This is a genomic window from Rhodosalinus sp. (genome assembly GCF_046542825.1).
Lineage (GTDB): Bacteria > Pseudomonadota > Alphaproteobacteria > Rhodobacterales > Rhodobacteraceae > Rhodosalinus.
In genome coordinates this window covers 24779-42591 of the sequence record NZ_JBKHAQ010000009.1, presented here as the reverse complement: position 1 = coordinate 42591, position 17813 = coordinate 24779, and the positions used below count along the sequence as shown (strand labels likewise).

General features: G+C 71.1%; 16 protein-coding genes. 15 read left to right on the top strand and 1 reads right to left on the bottom strand.

Translation table 11 applies throughout. The features are described 5' to 3' along the window. Positions 1–27: 27 nt before the first annotated feature. Together ACLFOB_RS02545 and ACLFOB_RS02540 are read left to right on the top strand one after the other, a co-directional pair. The gene (locus tag ACLFOB_RS02545) at positions 28–2649 is read left to right on the top strand and encodes an AAA family ATPase (RefSeq protein WP_410924699.1); all 2622 of its coding nucleotides are present in this window, start codon (positions 28–30) and stop codon (positions 2647–2649) included. Between the two features lie 60 nt (positions 2650–2709). Continuing rightward, a complete protein-coding gene (locus ACLFOB_RS02540; protein ID WP_410924698.1) occupies positions 2710–3708 on the top strand; it encodes a helix-turn-helix transcriptional regulator in 999 nt (332 codons plus the stop codon). Between the two features lie 756 nt (positions 3709–4464). Here ACLFOB_RS02540 and ACLFOB_RS02535 read toward each other — a convergent pair. Then, positions 4465–5355, bottom strand: coding sequence for a LysR family transcriptional regulator (locus ACLFOB_RS02535; protein WP_410917637.1), 891 nt, complete (start codon positions 5353–5355; stop codon positions 4465–4467). Positions 5356–5500: 145 nt separating this feature from the next. On the opposite strand from ACLFOB_RS02535, the gene ACLFOB_RS02530 reads away from it, so the two are divergent. The 13 genes from ACLFOB_RS02530 (at position 5501) to ACLFOB_RS02470 (ending at position 17813) form a co-directional block, all read left to right on the top strand. Then, positions 5501–5980: a formate dehydrogenase subunit gamma gene (locus ACLFOB_RS02530; RefSeq protein WP_410924696.1), complete on the top strand. Its 480-nt coding sequence runs from the start codon at positions 5501–5503 to the stop codon at positions 5978–5980. Next, positions 5977–7503 carry an NADH-ubiquinone oxidoreductase-F iron-sulfur binding region domain-containing protein gene (locus ACLFOB_RS02525; protein WP_410924695.1) on the top strand — a complete coding sequence of 509 codons (1527 nt, stop codon included), beginning with the start codon at positions 5977–5979 and terminating at the stop codon, positions 7501–7503. The genes ACLFOB_RS02530 and ACLFOB_RS02525 overlap by 4 nt, the downstream gene beginning before the upstream one ends. 88 nt (positions 7504–7591) lie before the next feature. Further along, positions 7592–10474 carry a formate dehydrogenase subunit alpha gene (fdhF, locus tag ACLFOB_RS02520; protein WP_410924693.1) on the top strand — a complete coding sequence of 961 codons (2883 nt, stop codon included), beginning with the start codon at positions 7592–7594 and terminating at the stop codon, positions 10472–10474. Next, the gene (gene fdhD, locus ACLFOB_RS02515) at positions 10471–11259 is read left to right on the top strand and encodes a formate dehydrogenase accessory sulfurtransferase FdhD (protein WP_410924692.1); all 789 of its coding nucleotides are present in this window, start codon (positions 10471–10473) and stop codon (positions 11257–11259) included. Before fdhF ends, fdhD begins: the two co-directional genes overlap by 4 nt. Continuing rightward, complete coding sequence (locus ACLFOB_RS02510) at positions 11256–11471, top strand: formate dehydrogenase subunit delta (RefSeq protein WP_410924690.1); 216 nt, start codon at positions 11256–11258, stop codon at positions 11469–11471. The genes fdhD and ACLFOB_RS02510 overlap by 4 nt, the downstream gene beginning before the upstream one ends. 181 nt (positions 11472–11652) lie before the next feature. Beyond that, positions 11653–12972 carry an NAD(P)/FAD-dependent oxidoreductase gene (locus ACLFOB_RS02505; protein WP_410917455.1) on the top strand — a complete coding sequence of 440 codons (1320 nt, stop codon included), beginning with the start codon at positions 11653–11655 and terminating at the stop codon, positions 12970–12972. Between the two features lie 10 nt (positions 12973–12982). Next, positions 12983–13339 (top strand): DUF5368 domain-containing protein, encoded by a 357-nt coding sequence (locus tag ACLFOB_RS02500; RefSeq protein ID WP_410924689.1) that lies wholly within the window; start codon positions 12983–12985, stop codon positions 13337–13339. A gap of 208 nt (positions 13340–13547) precedes the next feature. Beyond that, a complete protein-coding gene (gene hisD, locus ACLFOB_RS02495; RefSeq protein ID WP_410924687.1) occupies positions 13548–14849 on the top strand; it encodes a histidinol dehydrogenase in 1302 nt (433 codons plus the stop codon). A gap of 71 nt (positions 14850–14920) precedes the next feature. Further along, complete coding sequence (locus ACLFOB_RS02490) at positions 14921–15400, top strand: UPF0262 family protein (RefSeq protein ID WP_410917453.1); 480 nt, start codon at positions 14921–14923, stop codon at positions 15398–15400. A gap of 4 nt (positions 15401–15404) precedes the next feature. Next, the gene (locus ACLFOB_RS02485) at positions 15405–15872 is read left to right on the top strand and encodes a low molecular weight phosphatase family protein (protein ID WP_410924685.1); all 468 of its coding nucleotides are present in this window, start codon (positions 15405–15407) and stop codon (positions 15870–15872) included. Continuing rightward, the gene (locus ACLFOB_RS02480) at positions 15869–16261 is read left to right on the top strand and encodes a ketosteroid isomerase-related protein (protein WP_410924683.1); all 393 of its coding nucleotides are present in this window, start codon (positions 15869–15871) and stop codon (positions 16259–16261) included. The genes ACLFOB_RS02485 and ACLFOB_RS02480 overlap by 4 nt, the downstream gene beginning before the upstream one ends. Further along, positions 16261–16926 carry a GNAT family N-acetyltransferase gene (locus ACLFOB_RS02475; protein ID WP_410924681.1) on the top strand — a complete coding sequence of 222 codons (666 nt, stop codon included), beginning with the start codon at positions 16261–16263 and terminating at the stop codon, positions 16924–16926. The genes ACLFOB_RS02480 and ACLFOB_RS02475 overlap by 1 nt, the downstream gene beginning before the upstream one ends. Then, positions 16923–17813, top strand: a complete 891-nt coding sequence (locus tag ACLFOB_RS02470) for a carbon-nitrogen hydrolase family protein (RefSeq protein WP_410924679.1) — start codon at positions 16923–16925, stop codon at positions 17811–17813. Before ACLFOB_RS02475 ends, ACLFOB_RS02470 begins: the two co-directional genes overlap by 4 nt.

Sequence of the window (17813 nt, the reverse complement as noted above, 5' to 3'; positions counted from 1 at the left end):
CTACGCCATCGTCAGGGAGGGCCGGACATGAAGCTGCGCAGTATCCGGCTGGAGAACGTCCGCCGCTTCGAGGCGGCGGTGCGGCTCGACGATATCGGCGACGGGCTCAATGTGCTCAGCGAACCCAACGAGCACGGCAAGTCCACGCTCTTCGACGCGCTGCAGGCGGTCTTCCTGCGCCCGCACGGCTCGAAGGACAAGGAGATCCGCGCGCTGCGCCCGCATTCCGGCGGCGCGCCCGAGGTCGCGGTGGAGATCGAGACGGCCGAGGGCCGTTTCACGCTGACCAAGCGGTGGTGGTCGAAACCCGTGGCGCGTGTCGAACAGGGCGGGCGCCTGATCGCGCAGGCCGACGCGGCAGAGGACTGGATCGGCCGGCTGATGGGCGGCGACGGGGGCGGTCCCTCGGGGCTCTTGTGGGTGCGGCAGGGGCTCACGGGCCTTGCCGACGGGTCGGGCAGGGAACAGCAGGCGGCGCTGGCCGCGCGCCGTGACCTGCTGTCGTCGGTCACCGGCGAGGTCGAGGCGATGACCGGCGGGCGCCGGATGGACGCGGCGCTGGCACAATGTGCGGCCGAGCTTGCGGACTACGCGACCGGCACGGGGCGGCCGAAAGCCGGCGGCCCCTGGAAGGCGGCCCAGGACGAGGCCGAGCGGCTTGCCGCGGAAGAGGCCGAGCTGGCGGAAACCGCGCGCGCGCTGCACGCGGCGCTCACCGAGCGCAAGCGCAAGCGCCGCGAGCTTGCCGAGATCGAGGATCCCGAGGCCGCCGCGGCGCGCGCGGCGCGGCTGGAGGAGGCAGAGGCGGCATTCCGCGCCGCCGAACGCCACGCCGAGCGGGTAGAGGTCGAGCGCCGCCGCGTGCAGGCGGCCGAGGGACAGCTGCGGGACGCAAAGGCACGGCTCGACGCGCTGCGCGCCGCGCTGGCGGAACGCACGGCCGCCGCCAGGGCCGCGGACGCGGCAATGCAGACGCAGGAGACCGCCCGCACCTCTGCGACAGAGGCCGAGGCGGCGCTCGACGACGCGCGCAAGCAACTGACAGAGCGCGGAGAGGCCCTCGCCAGGGCGGAAGCCGCGCATGGCGCCGCGCTGCGCCGGCAGGCCCAACGCGACGGCGCGGCCCGGCGTGCCGACCTGTCGGAGCGCCTGAAGGCGGCGGAGGCCGCACGCGCCGAGATTGAGGCGGCTGCCGCCCACGCCGCCCAGGGACCGGACGCAAAAACACTGCGCCGGCTGGAAGAGCTCGACGCCGGGGCGCGCACCGCCCGCGCCCTGCGCGATGCCGCCGCGCCGCAGATCGTCATGCACTATGCGGCGGACCGGGCGGGCAGCGTCACCCGCGACGGCGCTGCCCTGCCCGACGGAGAGGCGGTGCCGGTCCCGAAGGGCGCGGACCTCGACCTGCGCGGGCTGGGCAGGCTCACCGTGCGCCCCGGCGCGGGTCCGCAGGCGGCCGACGAGGCAGAGAGCGCCGCGCGCGCGCTGGCAAAGGCGCTGGACGCCGCCGGCGCGGCAACGCTTGCAGAGGCGCGCGAGGCGGCCGCCCGGCGGGCCGAGGCCGAACGGCGCGTGGCCGAGGCGAAGGCGCGCGCGGACGCCTCCGCCCCGGAGGGGATCGACGCCCTGCGCGCCGCGCTCGCCGCGATCCCCGAGGCGCCGAAGGGCGCAGACGAGGACGCGCCCGATCCGGCGGAAACCGAGGCCGCGGCCGCCGCCGCGCGCACTGCCCGGGCCGAAGCCGAAGCCCGCCGCGATGCGCTGGAGGCGGCAGCTTCCGACGCGCGCAGCCGCGCCGCGCGCGCCGAGGCCGCGGCAGAAGCCGCAACAGCCCGCCTCGCCCGGGCCGAGGCCGCGCTGGACCGGCTGGACGATCAGGACGAGACCGCGCTGACCGGGGCGCTGACGCAGGCGACGGCCGCCCTGCGCGCGGCAGAGGCGCTCTTCGAAGAAGCCGCAAGCGATGCGCCGGACCTTCCCGCGGCAGAGGCGGCCATGGCCCGCGCACGCTCGGTCGTCGCGCAGGCGCAGGAGACGGCTGCGCGGCTGCGCCCGGAAATCGCCGCCCTCGACGAACGCATCGCGCGCAGTTCGGGCGACGCCGTGGAAGAGCGCCTTGCCGAGACGCGCGACACCCGCGCCGCGGCGGATACCCGGCTTGCCGCGATCGAACGCGAGGTCGCGGTGCTGCAGCGGCTGGAGAGCGCGCTGCAGGCCGCGCGCTCGGAGGCGCGCGAACGCTACTTCGAGCCGGTGGCGCGCGAATTGCGCCCACTGCTCAACCTGCTCTGGCCGGACGCGGAGCTGGTCTGGGGTGACGACACGCTGCTGCCCCGCGCGCTGATCCGCGACGGCCGGGAGGAACCGATCGAGATCCTGTCGGGGGGCACGCAGGAGCAGGTCGCGCTGCTCGTCCGGCTCGCCTTCGCGCGGATTCTGGCCGCCAGCGGCCGCCACGCCCCGGTGATCCTCGACGACGCGCTGGTATTCACCGACGACGACCGGATCGAGCGGATGTTCGACGCGCTGCACCGCCAGGCGGGCGACCTGCAGATCCTGGTGCTGTCCTGCCGGCAGCGCGCCTTCCGCGCGCTGGGCGGCAAGCTGCTGCGACTGGCAGGCGGGCAGCGCACGGAGACCGCGGCCTGACCCTCGCCTCGCGCGGCGAATCATGCTCCCATGACGTCAATTCCTGTCGGGGAGGCACGGATGAGTTTTCGCAAGGCGACCGATCTTCTGCGCCTCGCCGAAATGGCGGGTGCCCGCTACGGCGGCGTCTCGCTCGACGAGATCGTCGAGACCTTCGGGGTGGACCGGCGCACGGCCCAGCGGATGACCCGCGCGCTCGAGGACACCTTCGGCGGTGTCGAGACCCGCAGCGACCCGGACCGGCGCAAGCACTGGCGGCTGGATACGGGCCGGGCGCGCCTGATCTTCGCCCAGGGCCTGCGCGAAAGCGAACTGACCGCGCTGGAGATGTCGATCCGCCGCGCCGAGCGCGAGGGCGCGGCGGCCGATGCCGCCGCGCTCGCCCGCCTGCGCGACCGGCTGCTGGCGGCGATGCCCGGCCCGCACGCCCGCCGCGTGGAGGCCGACGCGGAGGCGCTGCTCGAGGCGCAGGGCTACGCCTCGCGCCCCGGGCCGCGCGTGCGCGTGGACCCGGGACTGCTGGGCGCGATCGCCGAGGCGCTGAAGGCGCCGCAGCGGCTGTCGATCGAGTATGCGGGTGCGCGCGATACCACGCCGCGGACGCGCCTCGTCGAGCCCTACGGGCTGCTCCTCGGCACCCGGCGCTACCTTGTCGCGCGCGAGCCCGAGGGCGACGAACGGATACGCCACTTCCGCCTCGACCGGATCGCGGCGGCGCGGCTCGAGCCGGAGGTCTTCGCGCGCGATCCGGACTTCGACCTCGCCGGCCACGCCGCGTGTGCCTTCGGCTCCTTCCACGACCCGGCCGAGATCGGAGAGGTTGTCTGGCGCTTCGCCCCCCAGGCCGCCCCGATCGCACGCGCGTTCGTCTTCCACCCGCACCAGCAGATGACCGAGGCACCCGACGGGGCGCTGATCGTGCGCTTCCGCGCCGGCGGCCATCTCGAGATGGCCTGGCACCTCTATCAGTGGGGCGACGCGGTCGAGGTGCTGGAGCCGGAGCCGCTTCGCAGGATGGTCGAGGGCCACCAGCGCGCCGATTTCCCTGCCCTGCCCTGAACACGGGCCGCGTCCCTTGCCGCCGGGCCGGCTGGCCGCGGGATCGGGCCGCGGTCCGGAACACCGGGCGCAATCGCTCCCGGGACATGGTGCCGCCCGCCGGCCCTGCCTGTGCAGGCGCACGCACCGGACTGCCCCCGGTGTGCGGCGCCGGGGCCAGACGGCGCCGGCCCGACCGAAGAGCACAGGGAACGCCCGTGTACATCCCCTACAAGGCCTGCTGGAGCCCCCCTTTGCCCGCTGGCAGGGCAGCCTTGCGCAACTGTTCGCCTTCGAGCTTGCGGGCATCACGGTAGAGCCTGCGCGGACGGCGCGGAGCCCGCCGGGTCCGGCACCGGTGTGCCGGGCCTGACCGCGCCGCAGCACATGAGCTTCTAAGGCTTTCCCCGGCTCGCCGGCACATCGGGCGCGCGCCCCTGCCGCGGGCGAGGTTGCAGCGGGTGCGGAGGCGGTACTGGTGCTGGCGGCCGACCGTGTCTCGAACGCGCCGCATGTCTACGATCCCGCGCCTGCCGGGCCGGGGGCACCTGCAAGTCCGAGGACTGGGTGCTGGACAACTTCGGCCGCGCCCCCTTCGCGAGGACTTCGATGCTGCGGAGGGCCGAGAACGTGGCGGCCCGCATCGGCATCCCGACTGCCCGACGCTGCATTATCGTCGACGGACAGGGGGAAGCGTGAGGGGGCGGCGCCCCCTCGCCCGCACGCAGTGCCAGAAGCCTTGCGGCCGCAAGGCCGCTCCGCTTGAAAACCGCCCCTTCAGTCCGCTGGGGCGGCGAAGCGGCGCGCCTCCTGCATCAGCGCGGCGACGACGGGCGTGGCCGGATCTCGCTCGGGCGCGACGAGGCCGATCAGATGCTCCGCCTCCGGCGCCACCAGCGGCACGGCGTCCAGATCGCCGATCCGGGCAAAAAGCTTCGCCAGCGCGGCGGGCAGCACGGTGGCCAGGCCGCCCTCCACCACATGCGTTACCAGCGTGATGACGGAATTCGCTTCCAGCACCGGGTCCGCCTCGGCGCCCGCCTCGGCCATGTGCTGCGACACGAGACGCCGATTCTGCATCTCGGGCGTCAAGAGCGCAAGCGGCAGCGCAGCCAGCTCTGCCCAGCCAAGGCTCTCGCGCCCGGCGAGTGCCCCGCCGGCGGGCGCCAGCGCCATGTAACGCTCGCGATAGAGCGGCTGGCTGCGCACCCGCCCCAGCGGCTCGCTGTCGAGGTAGGTGACGCCGGCGTCGGCCTCCAGATCCTCCAGCATGATGCGGATCTCGGCCGAGCTGCGCGATACGATGCGGAACCGCACATCGGGGTTGCGGGTGCGAAACGGGGTGGTCAGCGCCGTCACCGCGCTGAGCGCCGTGGGAATCACGGCAAGGCGCAGCACCCCGGTCAGCCCTTGGCGCGCCGCGCGCATCTCTTCGCGCATGGCACGGGTGTCGGCGACGATGCGGCGCGCCCAGTCGAGCACGCGCTCGCCCTCGGGCGTCAGCCCCCGGAACCGCGTGCCGCGCCAGACAAGCATCACGCCCAGCTGTTCCTCCAGTTGCTTCAACCCGGCCGAAAGCGTCGGTTGCGTCACCCCGCACTCCTCCGCCGCGCGCCCGAAGTGGCGCGTGTGCGCGAGTGCTATGAACATTTCCAGCTTGTCGATCATGGGCGCTGCGCTCCGGTCGGTTTGCGGCGTCCACCGCGCTCGAACGAGATCGATAGAGGATTTCTATCAAGCCACGAACCTGCGGCATTGAACCGCAGCCCGTCAAGCGGCATCGTGGAGGCGAAACCCTTGACGGAGCAGGCAGATGGCCCTCGACACCGCCGCAAACCCGCGGCTTGCCCGGCTGGAGGCGATCCTCGACGCGCATGACGGGCGCGAGGGGCCTCTGCTGCCCATCCTGCACGACGTGCAGGCCGCCTTCGGCTGCGTGCCCGCGGAGGTCGTGCCGCGAATCGCCGACAGGCTGAACCTGACCCGCGCCGAGGTGCACGGCGTGGTCAGCTTCTACCACGATTTCCGCGAGGTGCCCGCAGGCCGGGTCGTGGTGAAGCTCTGCCGCTCGGAAGCCTGCAAGGCCACCGGCGCGGACGCGCTGGCCGCCGCGGCCGAGGCGCGGACCGGCGTCGCGATGGGCGAGACCGCGGCAGACGGCTCGGTGACGCTGGAGCCGGTCTATTGCCTGGGCCTCTGCGCCTGCGGCCCTGCGGCGATGGTGGATGGCACGCTCGTCGGGCGGCTCGATGCCGACCGGCTCGACGCGATGCTGACGGAGCGCGGGCTGTGAAGGTCTTTCTCCCCCGAGACGCCGCGGCGAAGGCGCTGGGCGCCGAGGCGGTGGCAGAGGCGCTGGCGGCAGAGGCTGCGCGCCGAGGCATTGCGCTGGACCTGGTGCGCACCGGGACGCGCGGGATGATCTGGCTGGAGCCGCTGGCGGAAGTGGAGATCGACGGTGTGCGCCACGGCATCGGTCCGATGACGCCGGCTGACGTGCCCGCGCTGTTCGACGACGCGAGCAAGCATCCCAGGGCGCTGGGGCCGGTCGAGGACCTCGACTGGATGCGGGCGCAGACGCGGCTGACCTTCGCGCGCTGCGGCGTGATCGACCCGCTCGACCTTGCGGATTACGCGGCGCACGGCGGGCTCGCCGGTCTGCGCCGCGCGCTGGAGATGCCACCGGCCGGGATCGTGCAGGAGGTGACCGAAAGCGGGCTGCGCGGCCGCGGCGGCGCGGGCTTCCCCACGGGCATCAAGTGGTCCACGGTGCTGAAGGCCGAGGCGCCGCAGAAATACATCGTCTGCAACGCCGACGAGGGCGATTCGGGCACCTTCGCCGACCGGATGCTGATGGAGGGCGACCCCTTTACCCTGATCGAGGGGATGGCGATCGCCGGGCTCGGCGTGGGCGCCACCATGGGTTACGTCTACCTCCGCTCGGAATACCCCGACGCGATCGAGGTCATGGAGGCCGCCGTGCGGATCGCCCGCGAGGCGGGGCTTCTGGGCGAAAGCGTGCTGGGCTCCGGCCGCGCCTTCGACATGGAGATCCGCGTGGGCGCGGGCGCCTACGTCTGCGGCGAGGAAACCTCGTTGCTCAATTCGCTGGAAGGCAAGCGCGGGATCGTGCGCGCCAAGCCCCCGCTGCCGGCGATCGAGGGGCTCTTCGGCCGGCCCACGGTGGTCAACAACGTCATCAGCCTGGCCACCGTGCCGGTGATCTTGGAGAAGGGCGCGCAGTACTACGCCGATTTCGGGCTGGGCCGGTCGAAGGGCACGATCCCGCTGCAGATCGCCGGGAACGTCGCGCGCGGCGGGCTGTTCGAGACGGCCTTCGGGATGCAGCTCGGGCAGATCGTCGGGGAGATCGCGGGTGGCACCGCCTCGGGCCGGCCGGTGAAGGCGGTGCAGGTGGGCGGGCCGCTCGGCGCCTACATGCACCCCTCGCAGTTCGACACGCCCTTCGGCTACGAGGAGTTCGACGGCGCGGGCGGGCTGATCGGGCACGCGGGCCTCGTGGTCTTCGACGACAGCGCCGACATGCTGGAGATGGCGCGCTTCGCGATGGAATTCTGCGCGGTCGAGAGCTGCGGGAAATGCACCCCCTGCCGCATTGGCGCGGTGCGCGGCGTCGAGACGCTCGACCGCGTCCGCCAGGGCGACGGGGGCGCCGTCGAGGTGCTGACCGATCTCTGCGAGACCATGAAGGACGGCTCGCTCTGCGCGCTGGGGGGCTTCACCCCCTACCCCGTGATGAGCGCGCTGCAGCATTTCCCCGAGGAGTTCGGGTTGGCGCGGGAGGCGGCGGAATGAGGCGCGGCGCGGGGGTCGAGCGGCGGATCGGGGGGCCAGCCCCCCGAACCCCCCGAGGTATTTTCGGCAAGAGGAAGGACCGGACCGGATGAAGGATTTCGTCATTCCCTGGGACGATGCGGACAAGGGCACGCCCGCGAAGAGCGGCGCGCCGGTGACGCTGAGCGTGGACGGGATCCCGGTGACGGTGCCGGAGGGGACCAGCGTGATGCGCGCCGCCGCAGAGGCGGGCATCAAGGTGCCGAAGCTCTGCGCGACCGACAGCCTGGAGGCCTTCGGCTCATGCCGGCTTTGCGTGGTGGAGATCGAGGGGCGGCGGGGCACGCCGGCCTCCTGCACCACGCCGGTGACCGAGGGCATGGTGGTGCGCACGCAGACCGAGAAGGTCGCGAAGCTGCGCCGCGGTGTGATGGAGCTTTACATCTCCGACCATCCGCTCGACTGCCTGACCTGCTCGGCCAACGGCGACTGCGAACTGCAGGACATGGCCGGCATGGTGGGCCTGCGCGAGGTGCGCTACGGCTACGAGGGCGAAAACCACGTCTTCGCCCGCGCCGGCGGCGAGGCGAACGCGCGCTATCAGCCGAAGGACGACTCGAACCCCTATTTCACCTACGATCCCTCGAAATGCATCGTCTGTTCGCGCTGCGTGCGCGCCTGCGAGGAGGTGCAGGGCACCTTCGCGCTGACGATAGAGGGCCGCGGCTTCGACAGCCGGGTTTCGGCGGGCATGGCGGGCGACGATTTCCTGAGCTCGGAATGCGTGTCCTGCGGGGCCTGCGTTCAGGCCTGCCCGACCGCGACGTTGCAGGAGAAGAGCACGATCGAGCTTGGCACGCCCGACCGCAAGGTGGTGACGACCTGCGCCTATTGCGGGGTCGGCTGCTCCTTCGAGGCGCAGCTGAACGGCGACCAGCTGGTGCGCATGGTGCCCTGGAAGCACGGCAAGGCCAACCGCGGGCATTCCTGCGTCAAGGGCCGCTTCGCCTACGGCTACGCGAGCCACCCCGACCGCATCCTGAACCCGATGATCCGGGAGAGCATCGAACAGCCCTGGCGCGAGGTCACCTGGGAGGAGGCGATCGGCTTCGCCGCGGACCGGCTGCGCGCCATTCAGGAGCGTCACGGGCGGCAGGCCATCGGCGGGATCACCTCGTCGCGCTGCACCAACGAGGAGACCTACCTTGTCCAGAAGATGATCCGCGCGGTCTTCGGCAACAACAACACCGACACCTGCGCGCGGGTCTGCCATTCGCCGACGGGCTACGGGCTCAAGACCACCTTCGGCACCTCCGCCGGCACGCAGGATTTCGACTCGGTCGAGCACGCGGACGTCGTGGTGGTGATCGGCGCGAACCCCACGGACGGGCACCCGGTCTTCGGCTCGCGGCTGAAGAAGCGGCTGCGGCAGGGCGCGCAGCTGATCGTGATCGACCCGCGGCGGATCGATCTCGTGCGCATGCCGCATGTAGAGGCGGCGCATCACCTGCCGTTGCGCCCCGGCACCAATGTCGCCGTCCTGACGGCGATGGCGCATGTGATCGTGACCGAGGGGCTGGTGGATGAGGACTTCGTCGCAACCCGTTGCGATCTGGAGGCTTTCGAGGACTGGGCCGCCTTCGTCGCCGAGGAGCGCAACAGCCCCGAGGCGACCGAGGCGCTGACCGGCGTGCCGGCGGCGGATCTGCGCGCGGCGGCGCGCCTCTACGCCACGGGCGGCAACGGGGCGATCTACTACGGGCTTGGCGTGACCGAGCACAGCCAGGGTTCGACCACCGTCATGGCGATCGCCAACCTCGCCATGGCGACGGGCAACATCGGCCGGCGCGGCGTGGGGGTGAACCCGCTGCGCGGGCAGAACAACGTGCAGGGCTCCTGCGACATGGGGAGCTTTCCGCACGAGCTGCCGGGCTATCGCCATGTCTCGGACGACGCCGCGCGCGCGGTCTTCGAGAAGATCTGGGGCGCGACGATCGACGCCGAGCCTGGGCTGCGGATTCCCAACATGCTGGATGCCGCGGTGGCGGGCGAGTTCAAGGGCATCTACATCCAGGGCGAGGACATCCTGCAGTCCGACCCGGACACGCATCACGTCGCCGCCGGCCTTGCCGCAATGGATTGCGTGATCGTGCACGACCTGTTCCTCAACGAGACGGCGAATTACGCGCATGTCTTCCTGCCCGGCTCCACCTTCCTCGAAAAGGACGGCACCTTCACCAACGCCGAGCGGCGCATCAACCGCGTACGCCGGGTGATGGCGCCGAAGAACGGCTATGCCGACTGGGAGGTGACGCTGCTGCTGGCGAACGCCATGGGCGCGGACTGGGACTACACCCACCCCTCCGAGATCATGGAGGAGATTGCCGCGACCACGCCCAGCTTCGCGGGTGTCACCTATGCGCTGCTGGACGAGAAGGGCTCTGTCCAGTGGCCCTGCAACGAGGCGAAGCCCGAGGGCTCGCCGGTGATGCATGCAGAGGCCTTCGCCAACGGCAAGGGCCGCTTCATGGTCACCGAATACGTGGCCACCGAAGAGCGGACCGGCCCGCGCTTCCCGCTTCTGCTGACGACGGGGCGGATCCTGTCGCAATACAACGTCGGCGCGCAGACGCGGCGCACGGCGAACACCGTCTGGCATGCCGAGGACGTGCTGGAGATCCACCCGCACGACGCCGAGGTGCGCGGCGTGCGCGAGGGCGACTGGGTCAAGGTGGCCTCGCGCAAGGGAGAGACCTCGCTCAGGGCGCATCTGACCGACCGGGTCGCGCCGGGGGTGGTCTATACCACCTTCCACCATCCGGACACGCAGGCCAACGTGGTGACGACCGACCATTCCGACTGGGCCACCAACTGCCCGGAATACAAGGTCACGGCGGTGCAGGTTGCGCCCTCGAACGGGCCGACCGAGTGGCAGCGCGACTATGCCGCGCAGGCCGGGCGCGCCCGCCGTATCCTGCCGGCCGCGGAATGACCGCGGCGGGCCGCCAGACACGCCCCGAGGCGCCGGAGGCCCGGCCGCTGGCCGAAGAGGTGCCGGTGGCCGTGGTCTGCAACGGCACGACGCAGGCAGTTATGATGGCCACGCCTGCGGATCTGGAGGATTTCGCGGCGGGCTTCTGCCTGACCGAGGGGATCGTCACGTCGCTGGCCGAGATCGAGGAGATGGAGGTCGTCCGCCACGAGAGGGGCGCGGAGACGCGCGTCTGGCTGCCCGAGCGCGCGGCGGCACGGCTTGCCGCGCGGCGGCGCGCGATGGCCGGGCCTGTGGGCTGCGGCCTGTGCGGGATCGATTCGATCGAGGCCGCGCTCAGGCCCGCCGCACGGGTGGCGACGGACGATCTGAGGCTCACGGCGATGGACCTGCGGCTGGCACCGGACGCGCTGCGCCGCCGTCAGCCGGGCCACGACGCCACGCGCGCGATGCATGGCGCGGCGCTCTGGATGCCCGGCGAGGGCCTGTGCCATCCGCGCGAGGACGTGGGCCGGCACAACGCGCTCGACAAGGTGGCCGGCGCCTGCCTGCGCGCGGGCGAGACGGGGCGCGGCCGCGCCGTGGTGCTGACCAGCCGTGTCTCGGTCGAGATGGTGCAGAAGGCCGCGGCGCTGGGCGCCGAGGCGATCCTGGCCGTGTCCGCCCCCACCGCGCTCGCCGTCGAGATGGCCCGTGCCGCGGGCCTCACCATGGTCGCCGGGCTCGCGGGCGCAGCGCGGGTCCATGCCCATCCCCACCGCCTTGCACAGGGAACGCTGCCATGAGCCCGGAAAAGCTTGCCCGCATGGCCAACCAGATCGCAACCTTCTTCAAGGCGCAGCCCAAGGCAGACCGCGCGGCGCTGGTCGCGAAGCATCTGGAGGATTTCTGGGAGCCTCGGATGCGCCGGCAGTTGCTGAAGCTGGTGCAGGACGGTGGAGAGAATCTCGACCCGCTGGTCATCGAGGCCGCGGGACGGATGCGCGCGCCGGCCTGAGGGCCGCAGCGCTCGGTGCGCCCGTGCGGGCGCGTCTCGCGAAGAGTTCCGGCCTGTGCCGATAGGCGCCGCTGGCCCGTTCGTCGCAAAAAAGATTTGCACAGCCCCCGAGTTTTGATTCAGATCAACGCGACGGCATGCTATCGTATTCCATCTTTGTCATATGATGCGGAGGAGATGCATGACCGATTCCAGGGATTTCGCGGCCAGCCGCCGCGCCTTTCTGGGTCTTGCTGCCGGCGCGGGCGCGCTGGCGCTGGCAGGCCCGGCTCGCCAGGCGCGTGCGCAGGTGCGCACCAACGCCCATATCGTGATCCTGGGCGCGGGGGCCGCCGGCACGTCGCTCGCCAATCGGCTTGTCGGGCGTCTGGACGGCGCGCGCATCACCATCGTCGATGGCCGCGCGGAGCACTGGTATCAGCCGGGCTTCACCCTGATCGCCGCGGGCTTGAAGCCCGCCGGCTATTCCGTCAGCCGCACGACCGAGTGGCTGCCCGACGGCGTCGATTTCAAGGCCGAGTATGCCGCCGAGATCGACCCTGAGGCGAAACGCGTGGGCCTCGCCAGCGGCGAGAGCCTGGATTACGACTACCTGATCGTCGCCCCGGGTCTCGTGCTGGACTGGTCCGGCATCGAGGGCTTCTCGCTCGACATGGTGGGGCAGAACGGCATCGGCGCGGTCTATGCCGGCCCCGAATATGCCGAGGCGACCTGGCGCGCGTTGGACCGCTTCACCGACGAGGGCGGCGAGGCCGTCTTCACCCGCCCGGCGACCGAGATGAAATGCGCGGGCGCACCGCTGAAATACGCCTTTCTCACCGACGACCACGCGCGCCGCAAGGGCAACCGCGGCACCACGAAGATCACCTATGCCGCGCATTCGGGTATCCTCTTCAGCGTGCCCATCGTGAACGAGAAGGTGCGGATGCTCTTCGAGCGGCAAGAGATCGAGACCGTCTACAACCACGAGCTTCGCGCCATCGACCCGGGGAAGAAGACGCTGACCTTCGCCACGGCCGAGGGGCAGGTCGAGATGCCCTTCGACTTCACCAACGTCATCCCGCCGATGCGCGCGCCCGAGGTGGTGCGTCAGTCGGGCCTGTCCTGGGCGGACAGGTGGGAGGGACAGGGCTGGGTCGAGGTCGATCAGTACACCCTGCGCCACCTGCGTTATCCGGAGGTCTTCGCCGCCGGCGACGTGGCCGGCGTGCCCAAGGGCAAGACCGCGGCCAGCGTCAAGTGGCAGGTTCCGGTGATCGAGGAACATCTCGTGGCGCAGATCGCGGGCGACACCACCGACGCCGCCTACAACGGCTACACCTCCTGCCCGCTCATCACGCGGGTGGGCCGGGCGATGATGATCGAGTTCGACTACAACGACAATCTTGTCCCCAGCTTCCCGGGCGTCATCGCGCCGCTGGAGGAGTTGTGGATCAGCTGGCTGATGAAGGAGGTGGCGCTCAAGGCCACCTACAACGCCATGCTGCGCGGCGCAGCCTGAGGAGAGCACGATGGAAGAGCTTACCTTCACCACGATGATCGCCGTGTTCGAAGAGATGTTCGGGCCATGGCTGTTCTGGGCCATGGTCGTCGCCGCACTCGTGATCACCCTGCTCTACGTCTACGTGCTGATCCGCGACCATTCCGTGAGCTGGCGCAAGTTCCTGCTGGCGCAGCTCGCGATGCCGGTAGGCGCCATCGCGGCGGTGCTGTTCGTCTTCTGGGTGACCAATTCCGGCTTCGGCGACCTGGGCGGTCCGATCGATATCATCGTGCTGCTGGGGGTCGCCGCCGCGGGCGCGGTGGGCGCGGCGATCCTCGTCTACACGGTTCAGTCGATGGTCGCACCGCCTGAACGCGAGAGCTGAGTTTCCTCCCGCCGCCGCTCTGTCACTCCCCTCGATCATGGCGGCGGGAGCTTCGCGGCGGGGCCGGGCAAGTCTGCCTGTCCCCTCGGCGCCCCGCCCCGCCGCGGCCCTTTTCGCCTCGGCAACAGCTGCGAGGCCGCAGCCGAAACGCGGGCTTGAGGCCGCGCGCCGGGCTGGCTATGTCCCGCCACACGCAAGGGAGATGCCTGTGCCCCAGTTCCTCGACACGACCGACCCCGATTTCGAGACCGGCTTCAAAGCCCTTCTCGGCGCCAAGCGCGAGGAAAGCGCAGATGTCGGCGCGGCGGTTGCCGGCATCCTGGCCGATGTCCGTGCACGCGGCGACGCGGCGCTGATCGACCTGACCGCCCGCTTCGACCGGCTGGAGCTGACGCCCGACACGCTGGCCTTTTCGGAGGCGGAGATCGACGCGCTCTGCGCGCAGGTCTCGGCAGAGGACCGCGCGGCGCTGGAGCAGGCGGCCGAGCGCATCCGCGCCTACCACGCCCGCCAGGTGCCCGAGGACGCCGAGTGGACCGACCCCGAGGGCGCGACGCTGGGCTGGCGGTGGCGCCCCGTCTCGGCGGCGGGGCTCTACGTGCCCGGCGGGCTGGCCTCCTATCCCTCGTCGCTGCTGATGAACGCGATCCCTGCGCGCGTGGCGGGCGTGCCGCGGCTGGCCGTGGCCGTGCCCACCCCGGACGGGGCGGCCAACCCGCTGGTGATGATGGCCGCGCGCATCGCGGGCGTCGACGAGATCTATCGCGTGGGCGGCGCGCAGGCGATCGCGGCCTTCGCGTACGGCACCGCGACGATCCCCGCGGTGGACAAGATCGCCGGCCCCGGCAACGCCTATGTGGCAGAGGCCAAGCGGCAGGTCTTCGGCCGCGTGGGCATCGACATGATCGCGGGGCCGTCGGAGATTCTGGTGATCGCGGACGGCGAGACCGATCCCGACTGGATCGCGCTCGACCTGCTCAGCCAGGCCGAGCACGACGAGAGCGCGCAGTCGATCCTGATCACCACCGACGCAGGCTTCGCCCGTGCGGTCGGAGAAGCCGTCGAGGCGCGGCTGGAGACGCTGGAGCGGCGCGCCATCGCGGGAGCCAGCTGGCGCGACTTCGGCGCGATGATCGTGGTGCGCGACCTTGAGGAGGCCGCGGCGCTGGCCGACCGCGTCGCGCCCGAGCACCTGGAGCTTTGCGTGGCGGACCCGGAGGCGCTGGCCGACCGGATCAGCCACGCCGGCGCGATCTTCCTTGGCCAGTGGACGCCCGAGGCGATCGGCGACTACCTGGGCGGCCCCAACCACGTCCTGCCCACCGCACGCTCGGCGCGCTTCTCCTCGGGCCTGTCGGTGCTGGACTTCCTCAAGCGCACGACCACCGCGCGCATGAGCCCGCAGGCCCTGCGCGCCATCGGCCCGGCAGCCGAACGGCTGGCGAGGGCGGAAAGCCTGGAAGCGCACGGGCTTTCCGTTGCGGCGCGGCTGGCGAAGCTGAACGGTTAGCCGGCAGCACATTGTGCGCCCCGCGCGGGCGGGCTAGTCAGGGCGCCAGACCCAGGAAAGACCGCGCGCTCATGTCCCGCATCAGCCACATCGAGATCGACGACTCGAACCTGCCGCCGCCCACGCCCGAGATCGAGCAGGAGCGCAAGGTGGCGATGTTCGACCTGATGGAAGACAACAGCTTCGCGCTGCCCCCGCGCGAGGGGCGCGCGACGCCGCCCGGCCCCTATCGCCTGACCCTCGCGATCCGCGAAAAGCGGCTGGTCTTCGACATCGCCACCGAGGCGGGCGAGAAGGCGGCCGAGTTCCACCTGTCGCTCAGCCCCTTCCGGCAGGTGGTGAAGGACTATTTCCAGATCTGCGAAAGCTACTTCGACGCGGTGAAGTCCCTGCCGCCCAGCCAGATCGAGACCATCGACATGGCCCGCCGCGGCATCCACAACGAGGGCTCGCGCATCCTGATCGAACGGCTCGCGGGCAAGGCCGAGGTCGACGAGGACACCGCGCGCCGGCTCTTCACCCTGATCTGCGTGCTGCACTGGGGGGGCTGATCCGGTGGTGCGGGACCTGCCCCAGTCGGTCCTCTTCTGCTGCGATCACAACGCCGTCCGCTCGCCCATGGCGGAAGGCATCATGAAGAAGTTCTATGGCTTCGAGACCTACGTGCAGTCCGCGGGCGTGCTGTCGGAAATGGACATCGACGGCTTTGCCATCGCCGTCTGCGCCGAGATCGGCGTGGAACTGTCGCGGCATCGGGTGCGCAGCTTCGACGAGATGCAGCAATGGGGCGACGACCTGTCGTCCTTCGACCTTGTCGTTGCACTGTCGCCCGCGAGCCGGCACAAGGCGCTGGATCTCACGCGCTACTTCCACCTCGAGGTGATCTACTGGCCGATCATGGACCCCACGGGCATCGGCGACACGCGCGAGACCAGTCTCGCCGCCTACCGCCAGAGCCGCGACCAGATCGCGGCGAAACTGATCGAAACCTTCGGCCCCCCCATGGAGCACCCAGACGCATGAGCGAGACCGTCAGGCGCTATTTCGAGGCCTTCAACGCGGGCGACGTGCCCGCCATGCTCGCCTGCCTCGACCCGGACGTGGAGCACCACGTCAACGAAGGCCGCGTGCGGGTGGGCAAGATCGCCTTCGCCGAGTTCTGCGCGCACATGAGCCATTGCTACGAGGAGCGGCTGACCGACATGGTGCTCTTCGAGGCCGAGGGCGGGACGCGCGCCGCGGCGGAATATGTGGTGGAGGGCCGGTATCTGGCGACCGACCAGGGCCTGCCCGAGGCACGCGGCCAGACCTACCGCCTGCCGGCAGGCTCGTTCTTTTCGCTGAAGGACGGGCGGATCACGCGGGTGGTCACCTACTACAACCTCGCCGACTGGGTCCGGCAGGTCTCGTGATGCGGGTGGAGGCACTCACGGGACCGGCGCTGGAGGCCGCGCTCGACGATGTGGCGCGGCTGCGGATCGAGGTATTCCGCGCCTTTCCCTACCTCTACGACGGAGACCTCGACTACGAGCGGCGGTATTTGGAGCCCTACCGCGACAGCGCGGATGCGATCCTCGTGGGCGCCTTCGACGGCGACCGGCTGGTGGGGGCCGCGACCGGCACGCCGATGCAGGACCACGCCGAGGATTTCGCGGCGGCCTTCGCGGACAGCGGCCTCGACCTCTCGACGCTCTTCTACTGCGCCGAATCCGTCCTGCTGCCCGAGTATCGCGGGCGCGGGATCGGGCACCGCTTCTTCGACCTGCGCGAGGATCACGCGCGGCGCCTGGGCTTCGCGCGCTGCTGCTTCTGCGGGGTCGTGCGGCCGGAGGATCATCCGCTGCGCCCCGCAGGCTACCGCCCGCTCGACGCCTTCTGGCGCAAGCGCGGCTATGCGAAACTGCCCGGCGTGGTCGCGCATTTCGCATGGAAGGATGTGGACCAGGCGGAAGAGACCGAAAAGCCGCTCCAGTTCTGGATGCGCGACCTCCGAGCCGGGGCCGGGCCCGTTGGAACGGGCGTGGCTCAGCGGCTTGCAAGCCGCTTGCCCGGCGCGACCCAAGGAGACCCGAGATGAAGATCGCCACCGCCGCCTATCCGATGGATTTCCTCGATTCCTGGGCGGCTTACGAAGACAAGCTCGCGCGATGGGTGAGCGAGGCCGCGGCGCAGGGCGCCGACCTGCTGGTCTTTCCCGAATACGGCGCGATGGAGCTTGCCACGCTCGCGGGGAAAGAGGCGGCATGGGATCTGGAACGCTCGCTGCACGCGGTCTCGGAACGGATGCCCGAGGCCAACGCGCTGCACGCCCGGCTGGCCGCCGGGCACGGCGTGCATGTCCTTGGCGCTTCTGCCCCGGTGTTCGACCCCGCGCTGGGCGCCCGCCCGGTCAACCGCGCGCATCTCTTCGCGCCCTCGGGCGCCACGGGCCACCAGGACAAGCAGATCATGACCCGCTTCGAACGCGAGGAATGGTCGGTCGCCCCCGGCGGGCCGCTCACGCTGTTCGACACCGCACTGGGGAAGATCGGCATCCTGATCTGCTATGACGCCGAATACCCGCTCTTCGCCCGCGCGCTGGTCGAGGCGGGCGCGGAGATCATCCTCGTTCCTTCCTGCACCGAGAAGCGGCGCGGCTACTGGCGGGTGCGCATCGGCGCCATGGCGCGCGCGCTCGAGCAGCAGTGCGTCACCGTCATGTCCTCGACCGTGGGCGAGGCCGCCTGGTCCTATGCGGTGGACACGAATTCCGGCGCGGGTGGCGTCTTCGGCCCGCCGGACACCGGCTTTCCCGAGGATGGCGTGCTGGCGGCGGGGGCACTCGACCGCCCCGGCTGGACCTTCGCCGAGGTTGATCCCGCGGCCATCGCCCACGTCCGCGCCGACGGCGTGGTGCTCAACATGACCCACTGGGCCGAGCAGCATCCGCGCATCAGTGATGTGACGCGATTCGCGCTGACGTGA